Source organism: Chryseobacterium rhizoplanae, assembly GCF_900182655.1.
In the GTDB taxonomy this organism is placed as follows: domain Bacteria; phylum Bacteroidota; class Bacteroidia; order Flavobacteriales; family Weeksellaceae; genus Chryseobacterium; species Chryseobacterium rhizoplanae.
On the sequence record NZ_FXTC01000003.1, the window covers coordinates 381,669 to 406,775 of the forward strand.

Annotated in this window: 21 protein-coding genes, 1 tRNA gene and 1 pseudogene; 10 read left to right on the forward strand and 13 right to left on the reverse strand. The window is 35.9% G+C overall.

Annotated features, from left to right (window positions below; all coding sequences use genetic code 11):
- Positions 1 to 217: 217 nt before the first annotated feature.
- Entirely contained in the window at positions 218 to 1,018 is an 801-nt protein-coding gene (locus tag FN817_RS10400; protein WP_142717846.1) for a DNA alkylation repair protein, read from the reverse strand.
- Between the two features lie 96 nt (positions 1,019 to 1,114).
- Between FN817_RS10400 and FN817_RS10405 the strand changes: the two genes are divergently transcribed.
- The 4 genes from FN817_RS10405 (at position 1,115) to gap (ending at position 4,525) form a co-directional block, all read left to right on the forward strand.
- A complete protein-coding gene (locus FN817_RS10405) occupies positions 1,115 to 1,456 on the forward strand; it encodes a winged helix-turn-helix transcriptional regulator (RefSeq protein ID WP_142717847.1) in 342 nt (113 codons plus the stop codon).
- A gap of 83 nt (positions 1,457 to 1,539) precedes the next feature.
- Positions 1,540 to 2,418 (forward strand): DUF4846 domain-containing protein, encoded by an 879-nt coding sequence (locus FN817_RS10410; protein ID WP_142717848.1) that lies wholly within the window; start codon positions 1,540 to 1,542, stop codon positions 2,416 to 2,418.
- 83 nt (positions 2,419 to 2,501) lie between these two features.
- On the forward strand, positions 2,502 to 3,488 hold the full coding sequence (gene pfkA, locus FN817_RS10415; RefSeq protein ID WP_142717849.1) for a 6-phosphofructokinase: 987 nt from the start codon (positions 2,502 to 2,504) through the stop codon (positions 3,486 to 3,488).
- Between the two features lie 32 nt (positions 3,489 to 3,520).
- A complete protein-coding gene (gene gap, locus FN817_RS10420; protein ID WP_047386314.1) occupies positions 3,521 to 4,525 on the forward strand; it encodes a type I glyceraldehyde-3-phosphate dehydrogenase in 1,005 nt (334 codons plus the stop codon).
- Positions 4,526 to 4,587: 62 nt separating this feature from the next.
- Here gap and FN817_RS10425 read toward each other — a convergent pair whose 3' ends face one another.
- Positions 4,588 to 4,974: a hypothetical protein gene (locus tag FN817_RS10425; protein WP_142717850.1), complete on the reverse strand. Its 387-nt coding sequence runs from the start codon at positions 4,972 to 4,974 to the stop codon at positions 4,588 to 4,590.
- 188 nt (positions 4,975 to 5,162) lie between these two features.
- On the opposite strand from FN817_RS10425, the gene FN817_RS10430 reads away from it, so the two are divergent.
- The gene (locus FN817_RS10430; protein WP_228451524.1) at positions 5,163 to 6,347 is read left to right on the forward strand and encodes an oxygenase MpaB family protein; all 1,185 of its coding nucleotides are present in this window, start codon (positions 5,163 to 5,165) and stop codon (positions 6,345 to 6,347) included.
- Positions 6,348 to 6,830: 483 nt separating this feature from the next.
- Complete coding sequence (gene recA / locus FN817_RS10435; protein WP_047419990.1) at positions 6,831 to 7,832, forward strand: recombinase RecA; 1,002 nt, start codon at positions 6,831 to 6,833, stop codon at positions 7,830 to 7,832.
- 299 nt (positions 7,833 to 8,131) lie between these two features.
- Here the strand turns inward: recA and FN817_RS10440 are convergent, their stop codons facing one another.
- Together FN817_RS10440 and FN817_RS10445 are read right to left on the reverse strand one after the other, a co-directional pair.
- Positions 8,132 to 9,571, reverse strand: coding sequence for a hypothetical protein (locus FN817_RS10440; protein ID WP_142717852.1), 1,440 nt, complete (start codon positions 9,569 to 9,571; stop codon positions 8,132 to 8,134).
- A gap of 151 nt (positions 9,572 to 9,722) precedes the next feature.
- Entirely contained in the window at positions 9,723 to 12,617 is a 2,895-nt protein-coding gene (locus FN817_RS10445; RefSeq protein WP_142717853.1) for a S9 family peptidase, read from the reverse strand.
- Between the two features lie 150 nt (positions 12,618 to 12,767).
- Between FN817_RS10445 and htpG the strand changes: the two genes are divergently transcribed.
- On the forward strand, positions 12,768 to 14,660 hold the full coding sequence (gene htpG, locus FN817_RS10450) for a molecular chaperone HtpG (protein ID WP_142717906.1): 1,893 nt from the start codon (positions 12,768 to 12,770) through the stop codon (positions 14,658 to 14,660).
- Between the two features lie 235 nt (positions 14,661 to 14,895).
- A complete protein-coding gene (locus FN817_RS10455; protein ID WP_142717854.1) occupies positions 14,896 to 15,282 on the forward strand; it encodes a helix-turn-helix transcriptional regulator in 387 nt (128 codons plus the stop codon).
- Between the two features lie 275 nt (positions 15,283 to 15,557).
- Here the strand turns inward: FN817_RS10455 and FN817_RS10460 are convergent, their stop codons facing one another.
- On the reverse strand, positions 15,558 to 15,854 hold the full coding sequence (locus FN817_RS10460) for an MGMT family protein (protein WP_142717855.1): 297 nt from the start codon (positions 15,852 to 15,854) through the stop codon (positions 15,558 to 15,560).
- Between the two features lie 90 nt (positions 15,855 to 15,944).
- Here FN817_RS10460 and FN817_RS23135 point away from each other — a divergent pair, with 90 nt between their 5' ends.
- Positions 15,945 to 16,091 (forward strand): hypothetical protein, encoded by a 147-nt coding sequence (locus FN817_RS23135; RefSeq protein WP_167498843.1) that lies wholly within the window; start codon positions 15,945 to 15,947, stop codon positions 16,089 to 16,091.
- Between the two features lie 347 nt (positions 16,092 to 16,438).
- On the opposite strand, the gene FN817_RS10465 is transcribed toward FN817_RS23135, so the two are convergent.
- From FN817_RS10465 to FN817_RS10485, 5 genes are all read right to left on the reverse strand, one after another.
- A complete protein-coding gene (locus FN817_RS10465) occupies positions 16,439 to 17,413 on the reverse strand; it encodes a deoxyhypusine synthase family protein (protein ID WP_047097747.1) in 975 nt (324 codons plus the stop codon).
- A 263-nt stretch (positions 17,414 to 17,676) separates the two neighbouring features.
- Positions 17,677 to 18,057: a GreA/GreB family elongation factor gene (locus FN817_RS10470; protein ID WP_142717856.1), complete on the reverse strand. Its 381-nt coding sequence runs from the start codon at positions 18,055 to 18,057 to the stop codon at positions 17,677 to 17,679.
- 302 nt (positions 18,058 to 18,359) lie between these two features.
- Positions 18,360 to 19,004, reverse strand: coding sequence for a hypothetical protein (locus tag FN817_RS10475; RefSeq protein WP_142717857.1), 645 nt, complete (start codon positions 19,002 to 19,004; stop codon positions 18,360 to 18,362).
- A gap of 48 nt (positions 19,005 to 19,052) precedes the next feature.
- The gene (arfB, locus tag FN817_RS10480; protein ID WP_142717858.1) at positions 19,053 to 19,445 is read right to left on the reverse strand and encodes an alternative ribosome rescue aminoacyl-tRNA hydrolase ArfB; all 393 of its coding nucleotides are present in this window, start codon (positions 19,443 to 19,445) and stop codon (positions 19,053 to 19,055) included.
- A gap of 32 nt (positions 19,446 to 19,477) precedes the next feature.
- Complete coding sequence (locus FN817_RS10485) at positions 19,478 to 20,506, reverse strand: AMP-binding protein (RefSeq protein WP_142717859.1); 1,029 nt, start codon at positions 20,504 to 20,506, stop codon at positions 19,478 to 19,480.
- 99 nt (positions 20,507 to 20,605) lie between these two features.
- Between FN817_RS10485 and FN817_RS10490 the strand changes: the two genes are divergently transcribed.
- Positions 20,606 to 20,676 (forward strand) — tRNA-Gln (locus tag FN817_RS10490).
- A 589-nt stretch (positions 20,677 to 21,265) separates the two neighbouring features.
- Here the strand turns inward: FN817_RS10490 and FN817_RS23395 are convergent.
- From FN817_RS23395 to FN817_RS10510, 3 genes and pseudogenes are all read right to left on the reverse strand, one after another.
- Positions 21,266 to 22,210: pseudogene (locus FN817_RS23395) on the reverse strand (recombinase family protein); the annotation flags it as partial.
- A gap of 636 nt (positions 22,211 to 22,846) precedes the next feature.
- Complete coding sequence (locus tag FN817_RS10505) at positions 22,847 to 23,941, reverse strand: hypothetical protein (protein WP_142717861.1); 1,095 nt, start codon at positions 23,939 to 23,941, stop codon at positions 22,847 to 22,849.
- A gap of 1 nt (position 23,942) precedes the next feature.
- The gene (locus FN817_RS10510) at positions 23,943 to 24,764 is read right to left on the reverse strand and encodes an RNA polymerase sigma factor (RefSeq protein WP_142717862.1); all 822 of its coding nucleotides are present in this window, start codon (positions 24,762 to 24,764) and stop codon (positions 23,943 to 23,945) included.
- Positions 24,765 to 25,107: the final 343 nt, after the last annotated feature.

The following is a 25,107-nucleotide window of genomic DNA, read 5'->3' on the forward strand; positions in this document are numbered from 1 at the left end:
AATCCACATTAATTGAAAACTCATATTGTGGATAACTTTTTCTCGTTAATATATAGTTAACATTGAAAATGTTTCAATGTAATTTTCATGTAAAAATTAAGCAAATAAAGGCACTACCGAAGAATAAATGGGATATAAAGGCACCATGTAATGCTATGAAAATCTGTGACCTATGTGATCAAAAATTAAATCAACATTTCCAGTTTGTGGATAACTTCTACTTTTTGATGGTCCGCAAGGCTTTCTTTACGATATATTGGGTTTCTTTTGTCGGACTTTCACGGAGCCATTCATCACAGACTTCTACCACAAATTCAGGTTGAGATTTGCTGGCATCATTCAACCAATTGCCAACACTGTCCTGCACATATCGGGATGAATCTGATCGTAAAGGTTCTAAAATTTCAAGACCTAGTCCAGGATTTTGTTTCAAAGCATCAATATGTTCACACCACACTCCTCTCGGCCGGGTAGATTCGCTGGCAAAACGTCTTACATTTTCATTGCTATGCTGTGTCCATTCTGATAAAACAAACAAACTCTCGTCAAGATTTTTTGAAATATCAGGACGCACCGTCATCCAGCAGATCTCCCTCACTCCGAAATGGGAATCAGAAGCAAAAGACTGAATGCTTTTTAATTTTTCTTTCAGGTTCAAGTCGTGATTTCTTCCAATGGTATAAGCTGCCCAGCAACGCACAAGATCTGCCGGATGGGTTGCAAGCTTCGATAGAAATTCATTATCATTATTTTTTCCGGCTAAATTCAAAAGTCCAACTCCGATAGCTTCGTTGAGAGTATTTACAGTTTGCTTTTTCAGCTGGTCTACATTTTCCAAGACAGGTTTTAAATAACCAATCCGGTTATTCTGCTGAAGTAAATTTTCCAACAATAACCTTTGATCTACTGCCAGCCATTCTGTAAGATTGGCGGTTTCAATTTCTCCGCGGTTCAGCTGTTCTAAAATATCCTGTGGAATATCTTTGATGGAACGGGCCCCTTTTCGTTTTTCTGACATGCTGTTTTTAATGATTATCTTTACAAAAGTCTGAAACTAACCAGACAAAAGCAATACCGCATATTTTTCACCCATAGGGATAAAAAAGTCAATTTTATGGAAACAAAGGAAAGAGCTGAAGAAAATAAAATTTGCCCGTTGGAAGTCGCAGTGAATACCATCAGCGGAAAATGGAAAATTCCTATCGTTTGGCAGATCAATGAAGGAAAAAAACGTCCGAGTGAATTTCTGCGCGGTATCGCTAAAGTTGACCGGAGAGTTTTGAATCAGCAATTATCGGAGATGGTAGATGATGGCATTTTGACGAAACAATCTTTTAATGAACTTCCTCCAAGAGTTGAATATACATTGACACTACTGGGTGAACAACTGGTGAAGATTCTTTGGCAGCTGAATGATTGGGGCAAATTACTGATTCCTGAAAATGAAAAAGCGTAAAGCAGAAGTTAAATATTATAGATTTTCACAACTTTATTTGCTGATACGTGGAAAAAAATGATATTTGCGTTAACTAAAAACGCATGAAAAAAATCATCACGGGAATTACAGCGCTTCTTATTCTTACCAACTGTACGAAGGAAAAATTATCAGACCGTTTACTGGCTGAACCTGATCATAATGAAAATTTAACGGCAAAAAGTTCTGCAAAGATCCATAAGGATAAAAATACCATCCGGGAAAGATTTTCTCCTCCCAAGGGATATGAATGGAGTGAAGAAAAACCTGGTTCTTTCGGATATTTTATTGAAAACTTTAAGCTGAAACCTTATGAAAGTCAGATTCTGAAATATGATGGTACTCCTATTTCTACCCAACACCTCCATGAAGCTGTTTTTGATATTGATACAGGAACTAAAGACCTTCAGCAATGCGCTGATGCTGCCATCCGTATGAGAGCGGAGTATCTTTATAAAGTGAAAAAGTTTGACGAAATCAAATTTCATTTTACGAGCGGGGATCTTCTCAGCTGGAATGACTATAAAAATGGAACAAGAGCTTTTGTCAACGGAAATTCGGTGAGCTTTAGAAAAACTGCTGCTTTTGATGATTCTTATCAGAGTTTCAGAAATTATCTGGATCTGATCTTTAATTATGCAGGAACGATTTCATTACATAAAGAAACAAAACCTGTTGCAAAAAATTCTGACTTGAAAACCGGAGATATTCTGATTACACCGGGAAGTCCGGGACATATTGTTTTTATTTCAGGTGTCTGTAAGAATAAAGAAGGGAAAAGACTGTTTTTGTTGAGTGAAGGATTTACGCCAGCACAATCTATTCATGTACTCTCCAATCCTTTTAATCCTCATTTTACACCATGGTATGATCTGGATATCGATGCTCAGGAAACTAAAACCGCACGATATTTTTTTAAACCTACAAACTTCAGAAGCTTTTAATAATTTATATTCAAAACTATTGGAAAGTTACTACGATAATCTGAACTTGTTTTTGTAAATTTGTGTTCGAAATTTTTTTCTTGATGAAAGAGAGTGCTGTAAAAAAGATTGCAGTTCTTACTTCAGGAGGTGACTCTCCGGGTATGAATGCGGCGTTAAGAGCGGTAGTAAGAACCGCCAATTACTATAATATCGAATGCTACGGGGTGAGAGAAGGCTACAACGGTCTTATCAACAATGATTTCCTGAAAATGGGGGCCCGTTCCGTAAAAAATATAATCAACCAGGGTGGAACAATTCTAAAGTCTGCCAGATCTGCTGAATTCAGAACAAAAGAAGGCCGCCAGAAAGCTTATGACAATTGCGTAAAGCTTGGAATAGACGGATTGGTTTGTATTGGTGGAGACGGAACTTTCACCGGTGCAAAAATCTTTAATGAAGAATTTGGAATCAGAGTAATCGGTGTCCCGGGAACAATCGACAATGATATTTTCGGAACTGATAATACCATCGGATACGACACTGCTTTGAATACCGCAATGGATGCCATTGATAAAATCCGTGACACGGCAACTTCCCACAACAGAGTTTTCTTTGTAGAGGTGATGGGGCGTGATGCTGGTTTCATTGCATTAAACAGTGGATTGGCAACAGGAGCTTTGGATATTTTGATTCCTGAGAAAAAAGACAGTATTGATGAGCTTTTCACGAAATTCAGAGATGCTGAAAAAACCGGAAAGGCATCAAGCATTGTGGTGGTTGCAGAGGGTGAAAAACTTGCCAATGTGTATGAACTTGCAGAAAAAACAAAACAGACATTCCCTGATTATGACATTCGTGTAGCCATTTTGGGACACATGCAGAGAGGAGGCTCTCCAAGCTGTGCAGACAGGGTTTTGGCAAGCAGACTAGGCTATGGTGCCGTAACAGGATTAATGGAAGGACAAACCAATGTAATGGCAGGAATGCGTTCTAACGATCTGACGTATACGCCGATTGAAGAAGCCATTAAAAAACATAACGAAATCAATAGAGATCTTTTACTGATTTCAGAAATTTTAGCAATCTAATTATTTTTATAATCTAATAAAAACAAACTATTATGTCAACAATTAAAGTAGGTATCAACGGTTTTGGTAGAATTGGACGTCTTGTTTTCAGAGCAATGACTGAAAGAGACAACATTGAAGTTGTAGGAATCAATGACCTTATTAATGCAGAATACATGGCTTACATGTTAAAATATGACTCTGTACACGGTATTTTCCCAGGTGAAGTTTCTGTAGAAGGAAATGATCTTGTAGTAAACGGGAAAAGAATCAGAGTAACTGCTGAAAGAGATCCTAACAACCTAAAGTGGAATGAAATTGGTGCTGACTATATCGTAGAATCTACAGGTCTTTTCTTATCTAAAGATACTGCTCAGGCTCACATCAACGCTGGTGCTAAGAAAGTAATCCTTTCTGCTCCTTCTAAAGATGATACTCCAATGTTCGTAATGGGTGTAAACCACAAGGAACTTACTGATGATATCAAAATCTTATCAAACGCTTCTTGTACTACAAACTGTTTAGCTCCTTTAGCTAAAGTGATCCACGATAATTTCGGAATCGTAGAAGGTTTAATGACAACTGTACACGCTACAACAGCTACTCAGAAAACTGTTGACGGTCCTTCAGTAAAAGACTGGAGAGGTGGTAGAGCTGCTCTGAACAACATTATCCCTTCTTCTACAGGTGCTGCTAAAGCAGTAGGAAAAGTAATCCCTTCTTTGAACGGAAAACTAACAGGTATGTCTTTCAGAGTACCAACTGTTGATGTTTCTGTAGTAGATTTAACAGTGAGAATTGAAAAAGCTGCTTCTTATGAAGATATCTGTTCAGTAATCAAAGCTGCTTCTGAAGGTGAATTGAAAGGTATCCTAGGATACACTGAAGATGCAGTAGTATCTCAGGACTTCGTAGGAGATAAGAGAACTTCTATCTTCGATAAAGATGCTGGTATCATGCTTTCTCCAAACTTCGTGAAACTTGTTTCTTGGTACGACAACGAAATGGGTTACTCTAACAAGTTAGTGGATATGCTTGTACATGCTGCTTCTTTATAATAAGTAATGAGCGATAAGCAATAAGTAATATAAAACCTTCCCGATGGGAAGGTTTTTTTGTGTTATACGGGACAAACTGCTCCAATACCTTTCTGAAGAAAGTACTTAATAATTATCTTAACTAAAGATTTGACAAAAATACCCAAAGGAATAATTTGTCCTATAGCTTCTAAGATAAAATCAATTATTTTACTAAAAATACTATCCTCTCTTACAATTGAACAAAATATTTCTTTCAACCTGGTCCACAATCCCTGTAAATTAACATTATCAATTGTCAAAGTGGTAAAATGCATATTACTTACTAAAAATACTTTTGCTTGCTCTTCGGCATATGAAATATACAGTTGAGCCAATGCATTTTGAGCATCCTGTTCCGTAACCTCTCCCTGGCCTAATCCTTCAGTAAGAAGTTCATTTGAGTAAACTGAGAGATCTACTAATTTCATGTTTTCATTTTTTATTAACATAATTTGAAGTTTTAATGATTATTGCAAATTTTCAAAAACAATTAAGGCTAAACAATTACCCTTTTGGGTGATTTATTTCTATATATATTATTTTTTTACCTAGCCTGACAAATCTCACCAAAGAATTTCAGCATAAAACTTGTACTTTTATAGGTAAAGGAATGAACATGATACAACCGCGATTTAAAGATGCTCCTCATTTCAGAGATTTCTGGGAAAGTGGAAACGGAAAACTACTTATTGAATTTTCAGGAGCAGAAGTGGGTTTTGAAAAATTTGAAAAATTCGCTCCTTTTTTTCATCATGTGGACGAGATTGGTGATGAGGTGGTAAGAGATGTTTATTTTACTAAAAAATTTCATGAGGCATCCAGGGAAATTGAGCAGTATATCAGAAATGGAGTTTCGGAAACAGATTCAGTTCCTGAAAGTGTAAAAAAGCTTTTCAGCCAAACTCAGAAAGTTCCTGAATGGCTTGATTGCAATTTACTCAAAAGCGGTGCTGAACTATGCATGAGAAGCAACCTGGACTCTCTGATTTCGTTGAGAGATTATTGTCTGATCGGCGGTTATGACTATGCCTACCTCAACAAACCCCTTATTGTTACAGAGGCATTAAAAAAGGGTGCGGTAAAACGCCTTTCGGAAACATTGGATTTCTGGGTAAATGCTACCCGTTACAATGCACTGGAAGTTCACGCAAAAGGATATGAATTTGCTATAAAAACCCGCCTGATCCATTCTTATGCAAGACTTTCCATAAAAAAACATTATCAAAACTGGGATACAGAAAACTGGGGTGAGCCCATCAATTCATGGGATATGATGGCAACGTATATTGGTTTCAGTCTGGTATTCCTTCATAGTCTTAAAAAATTAGGAAATAGTTTTTCTATTGAAGAGGAACAGGGAATTTTTCACCTTTGGAAATACGTAGGTTATCTTCTGGGAATTCCGGAACAGCTTCTCCCCGACAATAAAAAACAAGCTACTGAATATTTTTATTTATGGACTTCTGTTCAACCTCCGTCCGATAAAGATTCTGTTCTTCTTGCTCATTCCCTGTTGAATGAGTCTCTGGAAAATCCAATTTTAAAATTTGAATTCCAAAGGAAAAATTTAAAATATCTGCATGTCTGCTGTACCTGGTTTCTGCTGGATCATGAAGTCTGCAAAAGGCTACAGATCCCGGAAGTTCCCAACAAAAATCTGTTTCCCAAATCAAAGATACTTTTCAACAAGATTTATGACAGCATCGTAAGCCGTGATGCCAGAATAAAAAGAGGAAATAAGGATCAGATGAAGGTACTGGAAGATTATCTGAATATCACCAAGAATTCAAATTTCCATTAAAATACCTCTTTTAAAAATCGTAAAGACGCAAAAAATCCCCATGCGTTACAAAAACTTTTAAGGCGCAAGAAAATCAAAGATTTTCAGCTAGAGAAATTATAAATCTTAAATAAATTTTCTCGAAGATCAAGCTATTTATGCAGATTTTTATTAACATCTGCAAAATTAGCGAGAGATAAAATAATTTTACAGTATTCAATTTTATCTTCGATAAAATCTTTGCGCCTTAAAGCATAGAATCATTAAAAAAGCTTGCGTCTTTGCGGGTCTCCAACAAACATTACATTATAAATCAACAGTTTTTTAGTTACAAAAAAAAATCTTTAAATATTCCTATACAGTCCATCCTCCATTCTTTACGTTATGAATAAAATCAGCAGCAAAATTTTATCATTTTTTAACTCTAAAAACAGTTTTCAGGGACAAAAAACATTAGTTTTTGATATATAAATTATGTATTTTTGAGAAATTATTTTAATAGCGATGAGTAACATTGATGATAAGAAAAAAGCACTTGCTCTAGTGCTTGACAAATTAGATAAAACATACGGAAAGGGAACAGTAATGACTTTAGGTGATGAATCTATAGACAATACAATAGAAGTAATTCCTTCCGGTTCTTTAGGATTAGATATCGCATTAGGTATCGGCGGATATCCAAAAGGAAGAATCATTGAAATATACGGTCCTGAATCTTCAGGTAAAACAACATTAACCCTTCATGCTATTGCTGAAGCTCAAAAAGCAGGTGGTATTGCAGCATTTATTGATGCAGAGCACGCTTTCGACAGAACCTATGCTGCGAAACTGGGAATTGATCTTGAAAACCTGATCATTTCTCAGCCGGATAACGGAGAACAGGCTTTAGAAATTGCAGATAACCTTATCCGTTCAGGAGCTATCGATATCGTTGTGATTGACTCTGTTGCAGCTCTTACGCCAAAAGCAGAGATTGAAGGTGAAATGGGAGATTCTAAAATGGGTCTTCACGCAAGATTGATGTCTCAGGCATTAAGAAAGCTTACAGCTACTATTTCAAGAACGAAATGTACAGTGATCTTCATTAACCAGTTGAGAGAAAAAATCGGGGTAATGTTCGGAAATCCTGAAACTACTACCGGAGGTAACGCTCTTAAGTTCTATGCTTCTGTAAGAATTGATATCAGAAAAGCCAGCGCGCCTATCAAACAAGGTGATGAGGCTATCGGTAGCCGTGTGAAAGTGAAGATTGTGAAAAACAAAGTAGCACCTCCTTTCAAACAGGCAGAATTCGATATCATGTACGGAGAAGGAGTTTCTAAAGTAGGTGAAATTCTTGATACTGCAGTAGATATGGGAATCGTGAAGAAAAGCGGATCTTGGTTCAGCTACGAAGAGACGAAACTTGGTCAGGGACGTGATGCTGTAAAAGATGTTTTAAAAGATAATCCGGATCTTTCTGAGGAATTGGAGAACAAGATCAAGGAAGAAATGAAAAACAAATAATTTTTCAGAAAAATATAGAAAGGCAGTCTTAGGATTGCCTTTTTTGTTTTTTACATGCAAATCTGTATGCTGTAATATTTTTAAGAGAGCAAAGGGCGGAATCAATTTCATTGATTCGTACTAAGCAAACGCCTCATTTACCACAAAGCTCCATCAGCGACAAAGTCACAACCTTTTGCTCCCTTATAAACAGCTCTCGAATCACATAATTCTTTGCGTTTAATAAATGAAGAATCAGAAAATAAAAAGAGGTTATTCCATGGGAACAACCTCTTTTTAAGCTTTTATATTTTTTTAAATTATTCAGCAATTTTACCTTGAAGCTGAAGGGCTCCGGTAACCTTCATTCCTTTTGCCGGAGTTTCAAATCTCATGTTTTCTTTATTAACAAAAGCATCGATAGTGAAGAAATCTTCATTCTCTTCATTTGTAATCAGTTTTAACTTCAGGATATATCCTTTAACGCTGCCATCTTCAAGCAATTCTGTTTCCTTATAGTCTACAACCTGAGCAATAAAATCGAAACATGCATAATTAGGAAGATCCTGGCTTGGTGCATATGTTGTGAAATCTTCACTCATTTTAGTCCCGTCAGGTAAATCAGTGTTTGTGTGAACATCAAGAATGAAAACAATTCCGCTGATATTTACCCTCAGATGAGGCTGGGTCATGTAAGTGTTTCTATTTTCAGCATAATCTGTAGCAAAGAACCAAACTCCAAAAGTTTCTCTGGCCGGCCCCGCTACAATCGCCTGCAAATTAAGTGCATTTTCCCATTCCCTGATTGATCTTGTTTCAAAATCCAAAACATAATCAGTTTTCACTTCCGGGATTATGGTACTCAATTCATCCGTAACAATCGTTTTAAATCTTACATCTTCAAATTCTGTTTTGCTTTTATCTTCACCTGACGTGTCTGTAACCGTAGACTGCATTAAAACAGTGGTAAGGTATTGGCCGTAATCTTTAGTCTGGAAATTTTCATGACCAAAAACACCACTCCAGGTATTCACAAGATTATGAACATTTGATTTTCTTATGATAATTCCTGCTTCGTTAGTAATTTCAGGAGCAGCAATTCCTTCTGTATTCGGGAAATAATCCTTACCATCCACCAACTGATGATTCATGATCTCATTATTTTCTTCGTGAGAAAACGCTGCAAAACCTTTGTAAGTGACATTTTGGTTTTCAAAAATATACGGAAGTCCTGTTTTTGCCTTATCAGATCCTTCAAAATGATAAGAAAGTGAAATTGCTTTAAATTCGTCTTCTTTTGTTGCCGGATTATGATTATCATTATTATCAAACTGAGAGTGATACAAAATCATATAAGACTTGATCTTCCCTTCCTGAAGTTCGTTTTCAAACTTTTCTTCCATTTGTGCGATTGCCTGTTGTGGAGCCAGCGCATAAGCATCTTCTGTTACCATATAAGCAAAGCCTTCTATCTCACCATTTTCTTTTTCAAAAGCAGAAATAGGCGTATATTCTCCTCTTAGCTGAAGCGCTATAGAATAGACTATATAATCATTATAAATTTTGATTTTTTCAAATTCCTTATTTACGGTCTTCGGCTCTTCCACTTGTAATGAAGGGATTTCCGGTATTGTTTCTTCTACTTCTTCCGCCACTTCCTGTGCCACTATTCTTTCCTCTGGCATTTCCATTTCCTGAACCAAAGTATTTACATTTTCCTGATTGTTGTTTTTCTTCTTAAAAAAATCAAAGATTCCCATACTGTTATTTATAATTGGCGGTAAATATAATAAAAGTGCCCAACAGACCCATCATAAAAAAAATGCCATTGTGTCAGTTTATGTTTTGTGATATATTTTTTTGAGAAATATAAAAAAAACCGGCGGAGCCTTTGGCTCCGCCGGGTTCATATTAATTAGGCTTATCATCCGTCAGCTCAAATCCCCAATCTTTTCCTTTTTGGGTGGCCGGAATACCTTTCGTCATCCAGACCGGAGCTTTAGCACCTTTAAGATAGTAATCAAAAAACTGCTGTTCACGGATTTGAATATCCTTTCTGTTCTGGCGTTTTACCAGATTATGATCATCACCGTTATAGTTCAGAAGCCATACCGGTTTCCCAAGGCGGCGTAATGCGGTAAACATTTCAATTCCCTGATACCATGGCACTGCACCATCTTTATCATTACTCATAATAACTACCGGAGTCTGTACTTTATCAATAGTAAAAAGCGGTGAATTTTTAATATAAAGATCCGGTGCTTCCCATAGATTTTTGCCTAATCTACTTTGTGATTTCTCATATTGGAACTGTCTGTTCATTCCTGAAGTCCATCGGATTCCTCCATATGCGGAAGTCATGTTGACAACAGGAGCACCACTCCATGCGGCTGCATACATATTGGTATGAGCAATAAGATAGGCTACCTGATAACCGCCCCAGCTTTGACCCTGAATTCCGATTTTAGCACCATCTACCCAGGAATTTTGTTTTAATTTTTCAACTCCGGAATTAATGTATTCCATTGCAGACTCCCCAGGGAAGCCGTCTGTGTAAGAAATATCAGGAGTAAAAACCAGATATCCGTTGCTCACAAAATAAGAAATATTCAATCTTGAAGGTGTAGGAGCTGGCGCAACATAACGGTTCAGATTATCCGAAAGTTTTTCATAGAAATAAACAATCATAGGATATTTTTTATTCGGATCGAAATTTTCCGGTTTGTATAAAATTCCTGTAGAAGTATGTCCTTTTGGTGTTGTCCAGTGTACCAGTTCATCTGTACCCCAGTTATATTGGCTTTGCTGCGGATTGGTATCACTCAGCTTTTGTTGTTTTGAGAAATCTGATGCTGCAAAAATATTGGGAGAATCAGTGTATGATTCTTTTACTAAGATATATTCTTCAGCATTTTTTGCTTTTTGAAGACTTCTGTATCCCCATACATTTTCCATCTGGATTTTTACAGGATCTGAACCCGACTGAATAGAAGTCTTAAAAATTCCATGCGCTTTGGATGTATTATCAAATGCTGATAAATAAATGGCGGATTTTCGGTTGAAGCTTTTAATATCTTTATCTAAATCATAAGTATCAAATGTTATTTTATATTTACGTCCGAATCCATTGGTAATATTTCTAGGCTTTTTTGAACCGTTCAGGAAAAACTCCCAAAGATCGTATCGGTCTCTGATAATCACAGATTCATCATTATCTGTCCAGGATGCAATGCCATAAGAATTTGGAAAATCCGGCATATCAAATTCTTCATCAACGAAGGAAACAGGTAAGCCTGTATTCAGTGGAAGAGTTTGTTTTGTCTTCACATTATAGCTCAACCATTTCCCTTTTTCCCTGTCAAAGATCACAACAAATTTTCCTAGCGGAGATACAGCTGCCGCGCCATTCAGATTCTTAATAATTTCCGTTCTTTCCCCTGTTTTATTATCAATCAGAAAATATGTTTTCTTTGTTGCCCCTTCCCATTGTGAAGAAATACGGTTGTTCAAACTTGTAATACCAAGCGCAAATTCAGCATTCCCTTCATTTACCAGTCTTAAAGTATCCAAATCCTCACCATCTATATTTCTGAAGAAATTCGGTTTTTCCGTCTGCATTACCGCAGCATAAGATTTTTTCAGATCATTTTTCAATTCTTTAAGCTGTACCGTTTGCAGATAATCATCTTTATAATTCCATATATCTACTACGGCATGGTCATTCGCTATCATTGCTGTATCTTTTGCAACAGGCTTTGGAGCAACACCGAAATACAGCTGCTTTCCATTTTTGCTGAATAAAGGCAAATGGTTTTCAGAAACCACCCAGTTCTTCTTCATCTGTGCATTTTCATTGGTAATTGTTTCCTTTTTATTTCCTTTAAAATTAAAGTAATACAACTGATACAATTTCACCAAATCGTTTTGTGCAGAAGAAGTTCCCACATATGCCAGCTGATTTCCCTCTTCATCAAAAGACAATTGTGAAAAATCACCTTCCATTTCTGAAATCTTAGTAACAGTTCCCTTTTGCAGATCTACAACCTGTACGGTTTGAAGTGCATATTTCTTAGGTTTTGATTTATCTGTATCTTTTTTGTCCGCAGATTTTTCATCTGCTGAATCTTTTCCTTCTTTTTTATCTTTCTTTTCGTCCGGCTTTTTAGTTACAAAAACAAGCTGTTTTCCATTTTTACTGAATTCATAGCGGACTACGTTATCATATTCTGTGGTTTTTCCATCCAAAAGATTTCGCACAATCAGCTGCAAAGGCTTTACATTTTTATCCTCATCTTTATTTTCGTCTCCATCTTCTTTATCGGAGGCATCATCCGAAGATTTATCTTTTGTATTCTCCAGAAGATAGGCAACATAAGAACCTGCTTTTTCAGGAATTTTAAATGATTTCACATTCGGGATTTTCTCTGTTTTATCATTTAAAAAATCAACAATTGCAAGGCTGTCTTTTGTTAATTTATTTTTCTTAAGCTTTTTATCTTTTACTGCTTTTATGTCTTTATACTGAGGACGGATTTGAAAGACAGCAAATCTGGAATCATTCGTAAAATCTACTTTTGTTCCTCTTGCAAACTTCTTTGATGTTTTATTTTTAACGGAATATAAAGAAAGGTTAGTATTTCCTTCCTGAGCATCCACAGAATAGGCAATCCATTTTCCGTCATTTGAGATTTTTCTTGCCCCAATATTTTGCCAGCTGTCGTAAACAGAATGGTCTAAAGGCTTTTTCTGTGCATAGACCCAACAGGTCATCATGAGCAGAATAAAAACTGTACATTTCAACTTCATTTTTAAAATATTTTAAGAATTAAAAGTAAGGTATTTCTTTGACAAATTCATACGATGAGCCTGTTTCAAGTAAAAAAATGCCATTCTGTCACTTTCTGCTATATGGTATTTTTTTTGAGAAAGAATTTAAAAATTAAAAATCTAAATATGATGACTAAAGGAAATATTAATGTATCTGTGGAAAACATTTTCCCGCTTATCAAAAAATTTCTTTACAGTGACCACGAAATATTCTTAAGAGAATTGATCTCCAATGCAACGGATGCTACTTTAAAATTAAAACATTTAACAAGCATCGGAGAAGCGAAAGTGGAATATGGAAATCCGAAACTTGAAGTTAAGATTGACAAAGATCAGAAAACTTTACGCATTATCGATCAGGGTATTGGGATGACAGGTGAAGAAGTTGAAAAATATATCAACCAGGTTGCTTTCTCAGGGGCTGAAGAATTTTTGGAGAAATATAAAGATTCGGCAAAGGATTCAGGGATTATCGGACATTTCGGTCTTGGATTTTACTCTGCATTTATGGTAGCCGAAAAAGTAGAAATTCTTACAAAGTCTTATAAAGATGAGCCCGCTGTACGTTGGATCTGCGATGGAAGCCCGGAGTTTACTCTTGAAGAAACTACTGATAAAACTGATAGAGGAACTGAGATCATTCTTCATATTGCTGAAGATTCTGTAGAATTTTTAGAAGAGGGAAAAATCCGTGAATTATTATTAAAGTATAACAAGTTTATGCCTGTTCCGATCAAATTCGGGACAAAAACACATACACTTCCTTTACCGGAAGACGCTCCTGAAGACGCCGTAGCTGAAACGGAAGAGGTAGACAATATCATCAACAATCCGGTACCGGCATGGACGATTGCTCCAAGTGAACTGACCAACGAGGATTATATGAAGTTCTACCACGAGCTGTATCCAATGCAGTTTGAGGAGCCTTTATTCAATATTCACCTGAATGTTGATTATCCATTTAACCTTACGGGAGTTCTTTTCTTTCCGAAACTGAGCAACAACCTGAATATTGAGAAAGACAAAATTCAATTATATCAAAACCAGGTATTTGTAACGGACGAAGTAAAAGGAATTGTTCCGGACTTCCTTATGCTTCTGAGAGGAGTTATTGATTCTCCGGACATTCCATTGAACGTTTCCCGTTCTTATCTTCAGGCAGACGGTGCTGTAAAGAAAATTTCATCTTACATCACGAAAAAAGTAGCCGACAAAATGGCTTCTTTGATCAACGAAAACCGTGAAGACTACGAGAAAAAATGGAACGATATTAAGATCGTAATCGAGTATGGAATTGTTACAGAAGAAAAATTTGCTGACAAAGCTGATAAATTTACCTTATATCCTACTACAGACGGAAAATATTTCCTTTGGGATGAACTGGTTGAGAAAATCAAGCCTATACAAACGGATAAAGACAATAAACTGGTTGTACTGTATGCTACCAATGCTGATGAACAACACAGCTACATCCAGTCTGCAAAGGATAAAGGATATGAAGTTCTGTTATTAGACTCTCCTATCACTCCACATGTTATCCAAAAGCTGGAAACTTCAAAAGAAAATATTTCTTTTGCAAGAGTAGATGCAGATCACTTGAACAACCTGATTAAAAAAGATGAGCCGGCAATTTCAAAACTGAGCGAAACTGAAAAAGAATCTTTGAAAAAGAATGTAGAAGAAGCTATTCAGGATTCTAAATTTACAGTTCAGCTTGAAGATCTTGACAGCAATGATGCTCCATTCACTATTACCCAGCCTGAATTCATGAGAAGAATGAAAGAAATGCAGGCTACAGGCGGTGGCGGTATGTTTGGAATGGGCGGTTTCCCGGAAATGTATAATCTTGTGGTGAACTCCAACAGTGAGCTTTCTAATCAGATTTTAAAAACTGAAAATGCTGAAGAGAAGGAAAGCTTAATCAAATATGCTCTGGATCTTGCCAAGCTTTCACAAAACTTACTGAAAGGAAAAGACCTGACAGATTTTATACAGAGAAGCTATAAGCAACTTGAAAAATAAATTACAAGAGACTGTTTCAATTTTGAAGCAGTCTTTTTTTGTTTGAGAATCTTGGATAAACGCAAAGACACAAAACAAAAAGACTCAAAAAATAATCAACAATTAATATACACAGCATGCATATTATAAACCTGTTCCTTCTTTTCTCTTAATCTTCGTTGCTTTACTCTACATTTTATTCGTTTTCTATTGTATAACTTCTGCTTTTTTGCCATTTTTGTATAAAATGTTGGTCATGCAAAAAGAAAAATTACGCGTCATCAGAAAGCAAAAAGGCTATACTCAACAGCAGGTAGCTGACTTTATCGCAACGGATGTATCTAATTACAGCAGAAAAGAAAGCGGTGATGTGAGGATCGTAAAAGATGAATGGGATAAACTTGCCCGTTTTCTGGATGTACCCATTGAGGACATTTATGAAGAAGAGGAAGCTACAGTAGTTGTTAATAATGACCATCCTGTATTTAATGATAGATCTGCAGGAGTTATCAGTAACCAAAATAATTATGATAATATTCCTGGGGACATCATTAAAAACCTTCAAAACTATATTGCTCTATTAAAAGAAGAAAATGAAAGACTTAAAGAGGAACTGAAAGGTCTCCCAAGCGGAAAAAAATAATACGGTTTGAAACTTTAAAAATATTGGTGTCACTCATATTCAATTATGGAGTGGCATTTTTTTTTTAATATTATTTTTCAACGCAAAGAATTAATGACTCGAGCGTTTTATTTTAGGAAGCAAAGAGTTGCAACTCTGTCGCTGATGAAGCTTTGGGATAATACGTTCGCTTAAAAAAATCAATGAAATTGATTCCCTTCTTTGCCCCCTTAAAAATACAAAGCTTATAGATAGAAACTTTGCGTTAAAAAATTATTGTTTCCGAAATTTAAAATTTACAATTCAGCCAACGGATCCCAGAACAGTTTTTTGAATTTTTTTATCCTAAGATTTTCCACGACAATTCCTTCTTTTTCCAGCTTAGGCTGAAATTCCGGAACAGATAAAACTCCTGAACTTGATATGACACGGTGAGCCGGAACATCTTTTGGACAACCGCCCATGGCTTTTCCTACGTGTCTGGAATGATTTGGATAGCCAACTGCTTTTGCGATGGCGCCATACGTAGAAACTCTTCCTTTTGGGATAAGTCTTGCTACTTCATATACCTGTTGTTTGAAAATTTCATCCATATCAAATTGCTATTTTTTAACAAGCTTTCTTTTTTTGCATCATTTTTGAATTCTCTTAAGCTCAATGATGTTTCATTAAAAGATAAAGATATGAAAAAATCATTTTTCAGGCTGCTGAATGCAGTTAATAAAAAGGTACTTCCAAAGTTGAGTAAGAAGGATCCCAATCAATTAACAAAGGTTGAAAAAGGGATTCTGGCATATCGATATTTTGTGCTGGTGAATTCTTTAGATTGATTTTTTTATTTGACCACAGATGACACAGATTTTCACAGATGCTTGTGGGGAATTTTTGGAAAACACAAGGCGCAAGGATATTATCTGAGATAAAATTGTATATCATTATTTATTTGAACCGTTAAGACCATTTAAGTTTTTAAGAATATTAAGAGAATAGCTAAAGCTATTTTTTTAGCTGTGTGCTTTATTTTTCATCAAAGATGAAACTTAATTTTTCTTATTCTCTTCATTTTTCTTAAGGGTTTAAATAGTTTGAGTTTTAAAACAAATCTATTTCTAAATACTAAAATAAAAAAGCGCTCCAAATGAATTGGAGCGCTGTATGGTAATCTCTTGTGAGAATTTTAGGCGTTTTCTAAGATGTAAGAGAACATCAATGGTGCACAGATCGTTGCATCACTTTCAACGATAAATTTCGGTGTAGTGATATCAAGTTTACCCCAAGTGATTTTTTCATTTGGAACTGCTCCCGAATATGACCCGTAAGATGTTGTAGAGTCAGAAATCTGGCAGAAATAAGACCAGAAAGGAATATCATGCATTTCCATATCCTGATATAACATGGGTACTACACAGATAGGGAAATCTCCTGCGATACCTCCACCAATCTGGAAGAATCCAACTCCTTTTCCTCCTGAATTTTTAGTATACCAGTCAGCAAGGTAAGTCATATATTCAATTCCTGATTTCATTGTAGTAGCTTTAAGTTCCCCTTTGATACAGTAAGAAGCGAAGATGTTACCCATGGTAGAATCTTCCCATCCCGGTACTACGATTGGTAAGTTTGCTTCTGCAGCAGCAATCATCCAAGAGTTTTCTCTAGGAATCTCATAATATTGCTCCAATACTCCTGAAAGGATCATTTTGTACATGAATTCGTGAGGGAAATATCTTTCTCCTTTAGCTTCAGCATCTTTCCAGATCTCAACGATATGTTTTTGTAATCTTCTGAAAGCTTCTTCTTCAGGGATACAAGTATCTGTAACTCTGTTCAGACCTCTTTCTAAAAGATCCCACTCATCCTGAGCAGTCAAATCTCTGTAATGAGGAACTCTTTCATAGTGAGAGTGTGCTACAAGGTTCATTAAATCTTCTTCAAGGTTAGCCCCTGTACAAGAGATAAAGTCTACTTTCCCCTGACGGATCATTTCAGCAAGAATCTTCCCTAGTTCAGCAGTAGACATTGCTCCAGCCAAAGTAATCATCATTTTTCCGCCATCTTTAAGATGTGCAACATATCCTTTAGAAGCATCCACCAATGCAGCTGCGTTGAAGTGCAGGTAATACTTTTCTATGAATTCAGTTATCGGTTTGCTCATTTTTTTAATTTTTGCAAAGATAAAACTTAAAAACGGAATGCAGTCAAAGCACTTGAAGAAAGTGTAACGGAGGAGTCTTTTTTTATCATTTGTTAAATGGAAAGCCTAAGTGGTTTTTATTAGAAATGTAAGGCGCAAGGATTTTATCTGCGATAAAATTGTATACGGTAGAGTTTTCAAACAATTATATTAGTGAAATAAAAAGCGTAGCCTATACCAGCCACGCTTTCATTGTAATTCAACTTAATATCATTCAACAAAGATTATCCCTCCCAGGCTTCCACTTTCAGAATTTCAATTTTCCTTTCTCCGTCTCTGAATGGCCAGTTGATAACATCTCCTACTTTATATCCTACTACTGCAAGAGCAATATCCGATAGTATGGAATGTTTATTCTTTTTAAGTTTTGCTTTGGTAGACGGCACAAAAATATATTCGTGTTCAAAATCTAAGGTATGGTCTTTTAAAGTTACTTTTCTTTCAACGGTTACGATATCAGCAGGCAGATCTCTTCTCAATACCTGTTTCGCATTTCTAAGTTCTTCCGTAAGTCTTTTTTCTTCTCCGATGCTCACTTTTTTCCTTCTGAGTGTATCTTTTATAGCATCATAAATTCCGGTGGTAACAATAATATGATTGGACATTTGTTCAATTTTTTTTAAATTAAAATGCAGTTATTCCCTGACGACCCAATGTAGAATCCAGGCATACAACAGCCTTCTTCTATAGAAAACCGCAAAAAAGCAATAAATAAAATCCGGAATGATTCCCCTGTCTTGGATCCTGACAGGGCTTAATTGATAAAGTCCTTAGAACTTTTCAGAAAAGAATCTGTGTGCAGATAAAGTAATGACAGCAACAATCCTGATTGCCTGCGTTCTGCCAATAAAGAGATTGTTGCTGCCATTATTATGAGATTATTTGTAATCCTTACAAAGATAGTAATTTAAAAACGGAATGTAGCGGCTGCGCTTAAGGAAACTCTTGTCAGACCTTCTTTCTGGTCATCACCAAGGTCAACAGTTTGTCCGTTAACTTTTATTTTACTCAATGTTCCTGCCGTAATTCCCAACTTAGGACCTATCATAAAATTTTTCGAAACTGCATATTGGTAGGCTGCTCCCAGTTCCAGACCAAGGTTGGAACCTGTACCTTTTACAGCTGCTGTTTTTGTAGTGTAGGTAATCACTCCAAGAGATACATCAGCAACAAGTTTATGATTTGTAGGTTGGGTATAATTGGAGAATATAACGGAAGGTCCAAAGAATGTAATATTATCTTTAGTGCTTATAGAAGCTGTGACAGCCTGTCCATTCATATTGTATCCGCTCAGTACACCGCTGCTGGAAGCATTATAGTTGGAAAATTTAGCACCAATCCCAATATTTTTCAAATTATAATAAGCAGCAATTTCAAAATGGATTCCGTTTTTCAATCCTTTAACGTAATTTTTTTCTGCCATGGAAAGCCCAGGTGCTGTTTTAGCTACTCTCCATGCATATCCTACAGCAGGTATGATGGTTATTTTTTCCTGTGCAAAAGAAAATAAAGAACTCGAAATAGTTCCCAATACAATTAGTTTTTTTATCATGGTTTTAAAGTTTCCGGCAAAATTAAAATTTTCTTCGGGAGAAACAAGTTAAAATTTGAAACGCCTGTTCTCTTTTTTATCAGAAAGTTTTTTCTTGCCATCGAGTCTCTTCTGTTTCTGAGCTCTTGAAGGTTTTGTTGCAGTTCTTTTCTTTGGAACAATAAGGGCTTTGTTTACAATTTCAATTATTTTTTCAATGGCTTTATTTTTATTCATCAGCTGGGTTCTGCTTTCGGAAACCGTAAGGAATAAAAAGCCCTCTGCATTGATCCTGTTTTTCAGTTTATCCTGAATCAATACTTTTTCATCCTCATTGAAAAACTCTGATGCATCTACTTTCCAAAGTACAGTAACCGCGGTCTCCACTTTGTTGACATTCTGCCCTCCTGCTCCACTGCTTCGGGATGTTTTGAAACTGAGTTCTTTTGAAAAGTTTTTCATTATTTTAAGATTTTGACATATCAGAGTCAAGGCTACAGATCCGCGTTTATATTTTTATACAATTCCAATCTGTTTATTTTCCCATTGGGCGTTCTCGGAATTTCACTGATGAAAATAATTTCCTTGGGTCTATGAAAGTTTTTCTCAAATGGTATTTCTGAAATTTTCTTTATGACCTCATCTGATTGATTTCCTTCTATAATCAGTATCAATTTCTGACCCAAACTTTCATCCGGCAAACCGATAAATACGGCCTCATTGGGTATTTCCTTTTTCACCAAGGCTTCAAGGGTTTCCGGGAAAATTTTTGCTCCTCCTGAATTGATCACATTATCAATTCTTCCGAGAAATTTAAACTGTTTATCGTTTCTAATATCAGCTAAGTCATTAGTTTGCAATTCCTCAGCATTAACATTAGGAGCAAAGATTTTCAGACATCCCTTTTCATCCAAAGAGATGGATACATTTTCAAAAACGGTAAAATAATCTTCCTGTTCGGGCATCAATTGCTTTAAGCCAATATGGGAAAGTGTTTCTGACATCCCATAGGTTTCAAAAATACGGTTTGAAGCACTACGGTTCATCTGTAGAATTTTATGTTTCAGGCTTTCTGAAACGGCTGCACCACCAATAATCAGATTTTTGATCAGATGAAGTTTTTCCAATGAATTTTCTACCTGAAGCGGTGTCATCGCACAAAAATCTATTTCTTCTTCTAAATTTTCAAGAGGTTTTAGAGAGGGCTCTGTAATTCTCAACTTCAACTCTCTTTCTATAGAACGGACAATCATCATTTTTCCTGAAATATATTCTACAGGCAGGCAGAGTAATGCAGTATCTCCTTTTTTTAGTCCCAAAAAGTTACAGGTCATTACTGCAGAATTGACCATTTTCTTTTTTTCAATTTCAAAAATCTTTGGAACTCCTGTAGAACCTGAAGTCTGAACATGTACTCCTTCTTTTTCTGAAAACCATTCTTCCAGAAAAATTTTTACTTTTTTTTCAAATTCCGTATGGAACGATAATTTATTAATATTGAGATTATTGAAGTCTATCAGCATATTTTCCGTAAATAAAATCCACAGTAAATTTAAAAAAAAATTCAAAAAGTTCTTGTATGTAAAGAAAAAAGCTGTAAATTTGCACCACCAAAATAAAACAGACCTATAGTGTAACGGTAACACTCCGGTTTTTGGTACCGTCATTCGGGGTTCGAATCCCTGTGGGTCTACATAGCAGGAGAAATGATTATTATTATCATTTCTCCTGTTTTTATTTTGTGATAATCCATTGTTAATCTGAAAGATATAGTGAGCTATAGCATTAATTCTTGTGGTTCGATAATGATTTCCGTCAAATTCAAGTTTTTCAGGAAAAATCGAACCGATAATTTGTCGCTTGACTGCAATATCCCCTTCTGTATAGACTTTCCAGATATTTGTAAGCGTTTCTAATCCTTTTCCTAGTAGCTTTGGTATATCTACTTTACTTTCTGTCGGTTTTTCACTTAGTTGCCCTTCCAGTTTTTCAATCTGCTCTTTATATTCTTTTTTTATTTCAAGATATTCTTCATCGGTGATTACTTCGGAAAGAAGTTTATTTCTTGCCAGAGAAATCCTTGAATTCAACCTATCTATCTCAGCGGATATCTTCTTTCTTTCATCCTGTGGGGCTTTTATAAACTTCTGATAGTTATCCAGAAATACTTTTTCTATAAGCTTTTTTGCAGGCTCAGTCATTTCCAATTGCTTTAATCCTTCTTCAAAAACTGAATTGACCAATTCTGCTCTATGGCGGAATCCACAAACTGCATTGCAATGATAATAGTAGTATCTGTTATTTCTTCCTTTTGAAGCGCTTGCTGTAATATTTTTTCCACATTTAGGACATACCAAAAAACCTCGCAATGGAAAATGCTCACCGGAAAGAATTTTAGTATTAGGCCGTTGGAGTCTCCTTTTACCATCCAGTATTTCTTGCACTCTGTTGAATAGATCCTCACTGATTAAAGCTTCATGCTGACCATCTACAAAATGTGCTTCTTCATCTTTGTGTTTTTCTAAAAATACTTTCCCATAGTATATGGGATTTCTTATTGCCACATGAAAAGATGTTCTGCTCACCTTTTTGATTGTTAATTCATTGACCCTTTTTCTGATTTGATTAGAGGCTAATATCCCTTTTGCAATCTCATTAAAAGCCCAATTCATTGCTGATGCTTCAGGTTCTTGCAGTACAATATACTTTTCACCATTTTCCCTACTTTTATTAGCATAGCCAAATGGTGCTTTTCCCATAACCCTCCCTTCTTTTTTTGCTCTGCGCATTCCATAAAACACGTTAAGCGCCCTTCTGTCATTTTCGACTTCAGGCGCTGCCAAATAAATTGCGAGCATCATTTTATTTTCGGGAATAGAAAGATCCAAAGGCTGGTCAACGGCCTGTGGTTCTATTCCCAATTTTGCAAGTGTACTTATCATTTGATATGCGTCCCCTGCATTACGGCTGAAGCGGTCCCATTTAGTAAATAGAACAAGATTTGTCTTACAACTTCTCTTTTTAAGTGTAGTTAAAAGTCTTATCCATCCGGGGCGGTTAAATGATTTTGCGGAATGGTCTTCGTAGATTATTTGTCCAATAGAGATATTGTTAGATAAACAATATTTTTTTAAACGATCCTCCTGATCTCTTTGTGAGTATCCTTTGTCTGCCTGTTCATCAGTAGAAACACGGATGTATAAATCTGCTACCTTCATAATTTTCATGTTTAGTAAATATTAGAGGATAGCTTTAGAAATACATTATTCAGAACCGAAGTACTGTCTAATAACAGCCAAGGTAAGAGTGTACAGAAATTCAGTGATCAGTTCTGCTTCTTCCTCAGTTATTTCCATGCCTTCGTTTTGAAAGAATTCTATCACCTCCTCAATGGGTATTTTTTTTATTTTATTATCCTCCAGCACTCTGTATAAATTTCAAATAAAATTATCAGCGAAATTGAATAATAATTTTATTCGGCTTTGAAGGAGTGTCTATGTCTTTTAATGGCTTTATTTTAAAGCTCGTCTTTTCCGCCCACAAAAGAATTGGAGGTTTCACCTAATGTACATGTCAATTGGATTATTATCCATCTACAGCCATGAAGAAATTTTAATCAATTTCTTCCTTTTACTCAGGTAAAGTAAATTTTTCCTGATTACACTTATTACCTAATCAATAGTTAAGCCTCTTGTTTTTATTCCCAACATTTCTCTAAAACGTTTAATGTTTTTTCTCTTATATATCTTCTGTTCAATGTTTAAATAAAAAAGAGCCCACGCCGTTGTATATACTACTAAAGTATTTAGTGAGTGTTTATAACCTCACCCCGCGGGTGTACAAGCACCCTCATTATTTTTTAGCTATCCAATGATTAATTCGATACCAGCTTTTTCAGCTTTATATTTTATTTTGGTTTGTAATTCATAATAACTCCAGTTGCGAAGCACAAATTCATTATCTTTTGCAATACCAATTTTATCTTCCTGATTTTTAAGAATAAGTGTGCCTGCCTGCTGCTGGATGCAGAAATCGATAAGCTTCCGGCTGTACACATGAAGCCGATTTCTTACATATTTGCTTTCAAGATTCTCTGTTTTATACAATGCCTTTTGTTTCCGTTTTGTGCCATTTCCTGAACGGGCATAAGCTATACCGTCTTGAATCCTTTTCTGACTTGCCTGAATGGCAAGCCTGCGATATAAAAACTCCTCTTTTGTGCCAATATTGATTCGCACATTGCCAGTTTTTGCTACGATAGGATGTTCCAAAGACAGGGAGGCTTCGGCGATTATTTCAGGTTGTAAAAGGTATTTTTCTTTTTCAAATTCAAATACTGCAAGCCAATAAATTTTCCCCGCTTTCAGCTGGATCTGTGATGTACAAAGTTTTATTTCACCTCTTAAAAGACGTTCCATTATAAGGCGCTTATCGGAGAAGTCTTTCCCTAAATATGTTTTAACCGGAATAGCAAACATATTGAAGCAATATGCTTTCGTTTCTTCGTCATATCTCATTTTGCTAATGCATTTAACAGGAAGAGGAATGGGGATGTCCTTTTTAAAGTTCCTCAAAGACTTTAAGCCCTGCCAGTAGTCGGCTTTGTTTTTAGAAAAAGTAGATTGAATTGTATTGTTCAGGCTTCCCAAAATATCGGTAGGGATCTCTCCTTTGAATCGGTCAAAAACTAAGCGTGCAGTTGTGCTTGTTTTTGAACGTGTAAATATTCCCATTTGATCTTTGTTTGCATCAGCAAGCTTGTATTGGATTTCTTCGGTGAAGTAAAAGAAATCCTTAATCATTTCCTGAACGTACAGATGGGAAACAATAAAATTAGCCGCTCGGAAACATCGGTTCTGATAACGGTATAGCTTTTCCCACATTTCGTTTTTTTTATTGGAAGGAACGTCGATCAGCAGCTGAATTTTTCGGGTAAGGGTAATCGTTGATTTTTCCATTTCAAAGAGGGATTTGAGAGGTATTTCGATTTTGTAGAAATTGATAAGCATATAGAAATTCCCGCTGGACTTGCTTTTCAGAAAGTTTAAGTTCCTTGGCAATTACTATGAATGAAGATTTTTGCTCAAACCTTCTTTTTAAAATCTCGAGATGCCGGTTACTGAGTTTAGCTGGCCGCTCCCCATTATCATAAGCTTTTTTCTGTGGCTGTTCAAAAGAACTTCCTTTAATGATTTTCCGAAGATCATCTATCGCTCTGTTTACTTCATTACTTATGTCTTTTATGCTGCTTCCCATTGCCTCTGCAATGGGTTTGTACTGAAAACCATATTCAAGGCAAAGTGTGATCAGGCGTCTTCTTTTGGGATTAATTACGTTTAAAACCCTTTTAACTTCATCAAAATCTTTTTGGTCGGATTCCTGACGTAGAAGATGTTCTTTATCTTGCAACGGATCATAGCCGGCAAGATAATCCTGATAGTTCTCAAAACGTTCAAGAGAAGTGGTTAAACGGGTAAATTTATTTTTTGGAGCATTGAAATACGATATACAGTCTCTTTTCAAAACAAACCGTAAAAAGCCAAGAATATGATTCGGGGTCTCAATGGAATCACGATGTAGCCAAAGTTTGAGAAAGGTATCCTGCACAAGCGTTTCCACAACAAAATCATCATCAAGGATTTGTTTTCCAAGCCAAAATAGAAGTCTTTTGTATCGAAAATAAATATGTTCTAAGGAGGTCGGATTACCTTTTTTCAGCAGTTCATATAGCTGATGATCGTTCAACATCCGGGGCAATGGTAATGAATCTGTTCTTTTCATAAGCAGTCTATTTTAGCTAAATTATTGCTGGAAGGAACTGCTTAGATCAATAAGATAATATGATGAATTCTTGGCATCAAACCCTAACTCCCTACATCTTGCTCAAAAGAAAAGGCGTGGAACTCAACTTATTGACTAGAGGCACTGGTATACCCGTGTACGATAAGAGAGCCCACGCCGCGGTCGTGAGCTAATTTACTTATCTTCTCGTACACATAAAATTACCAGTTTTCTAGTCGAGAATCTAAGCAATAGCTTCGTTTATTTTATTGAAGTATTGCAAAGTTACCATTATTGTAACTTGTTTAGCAAATATAACACAATTTTTTCATGTAGGTTAATT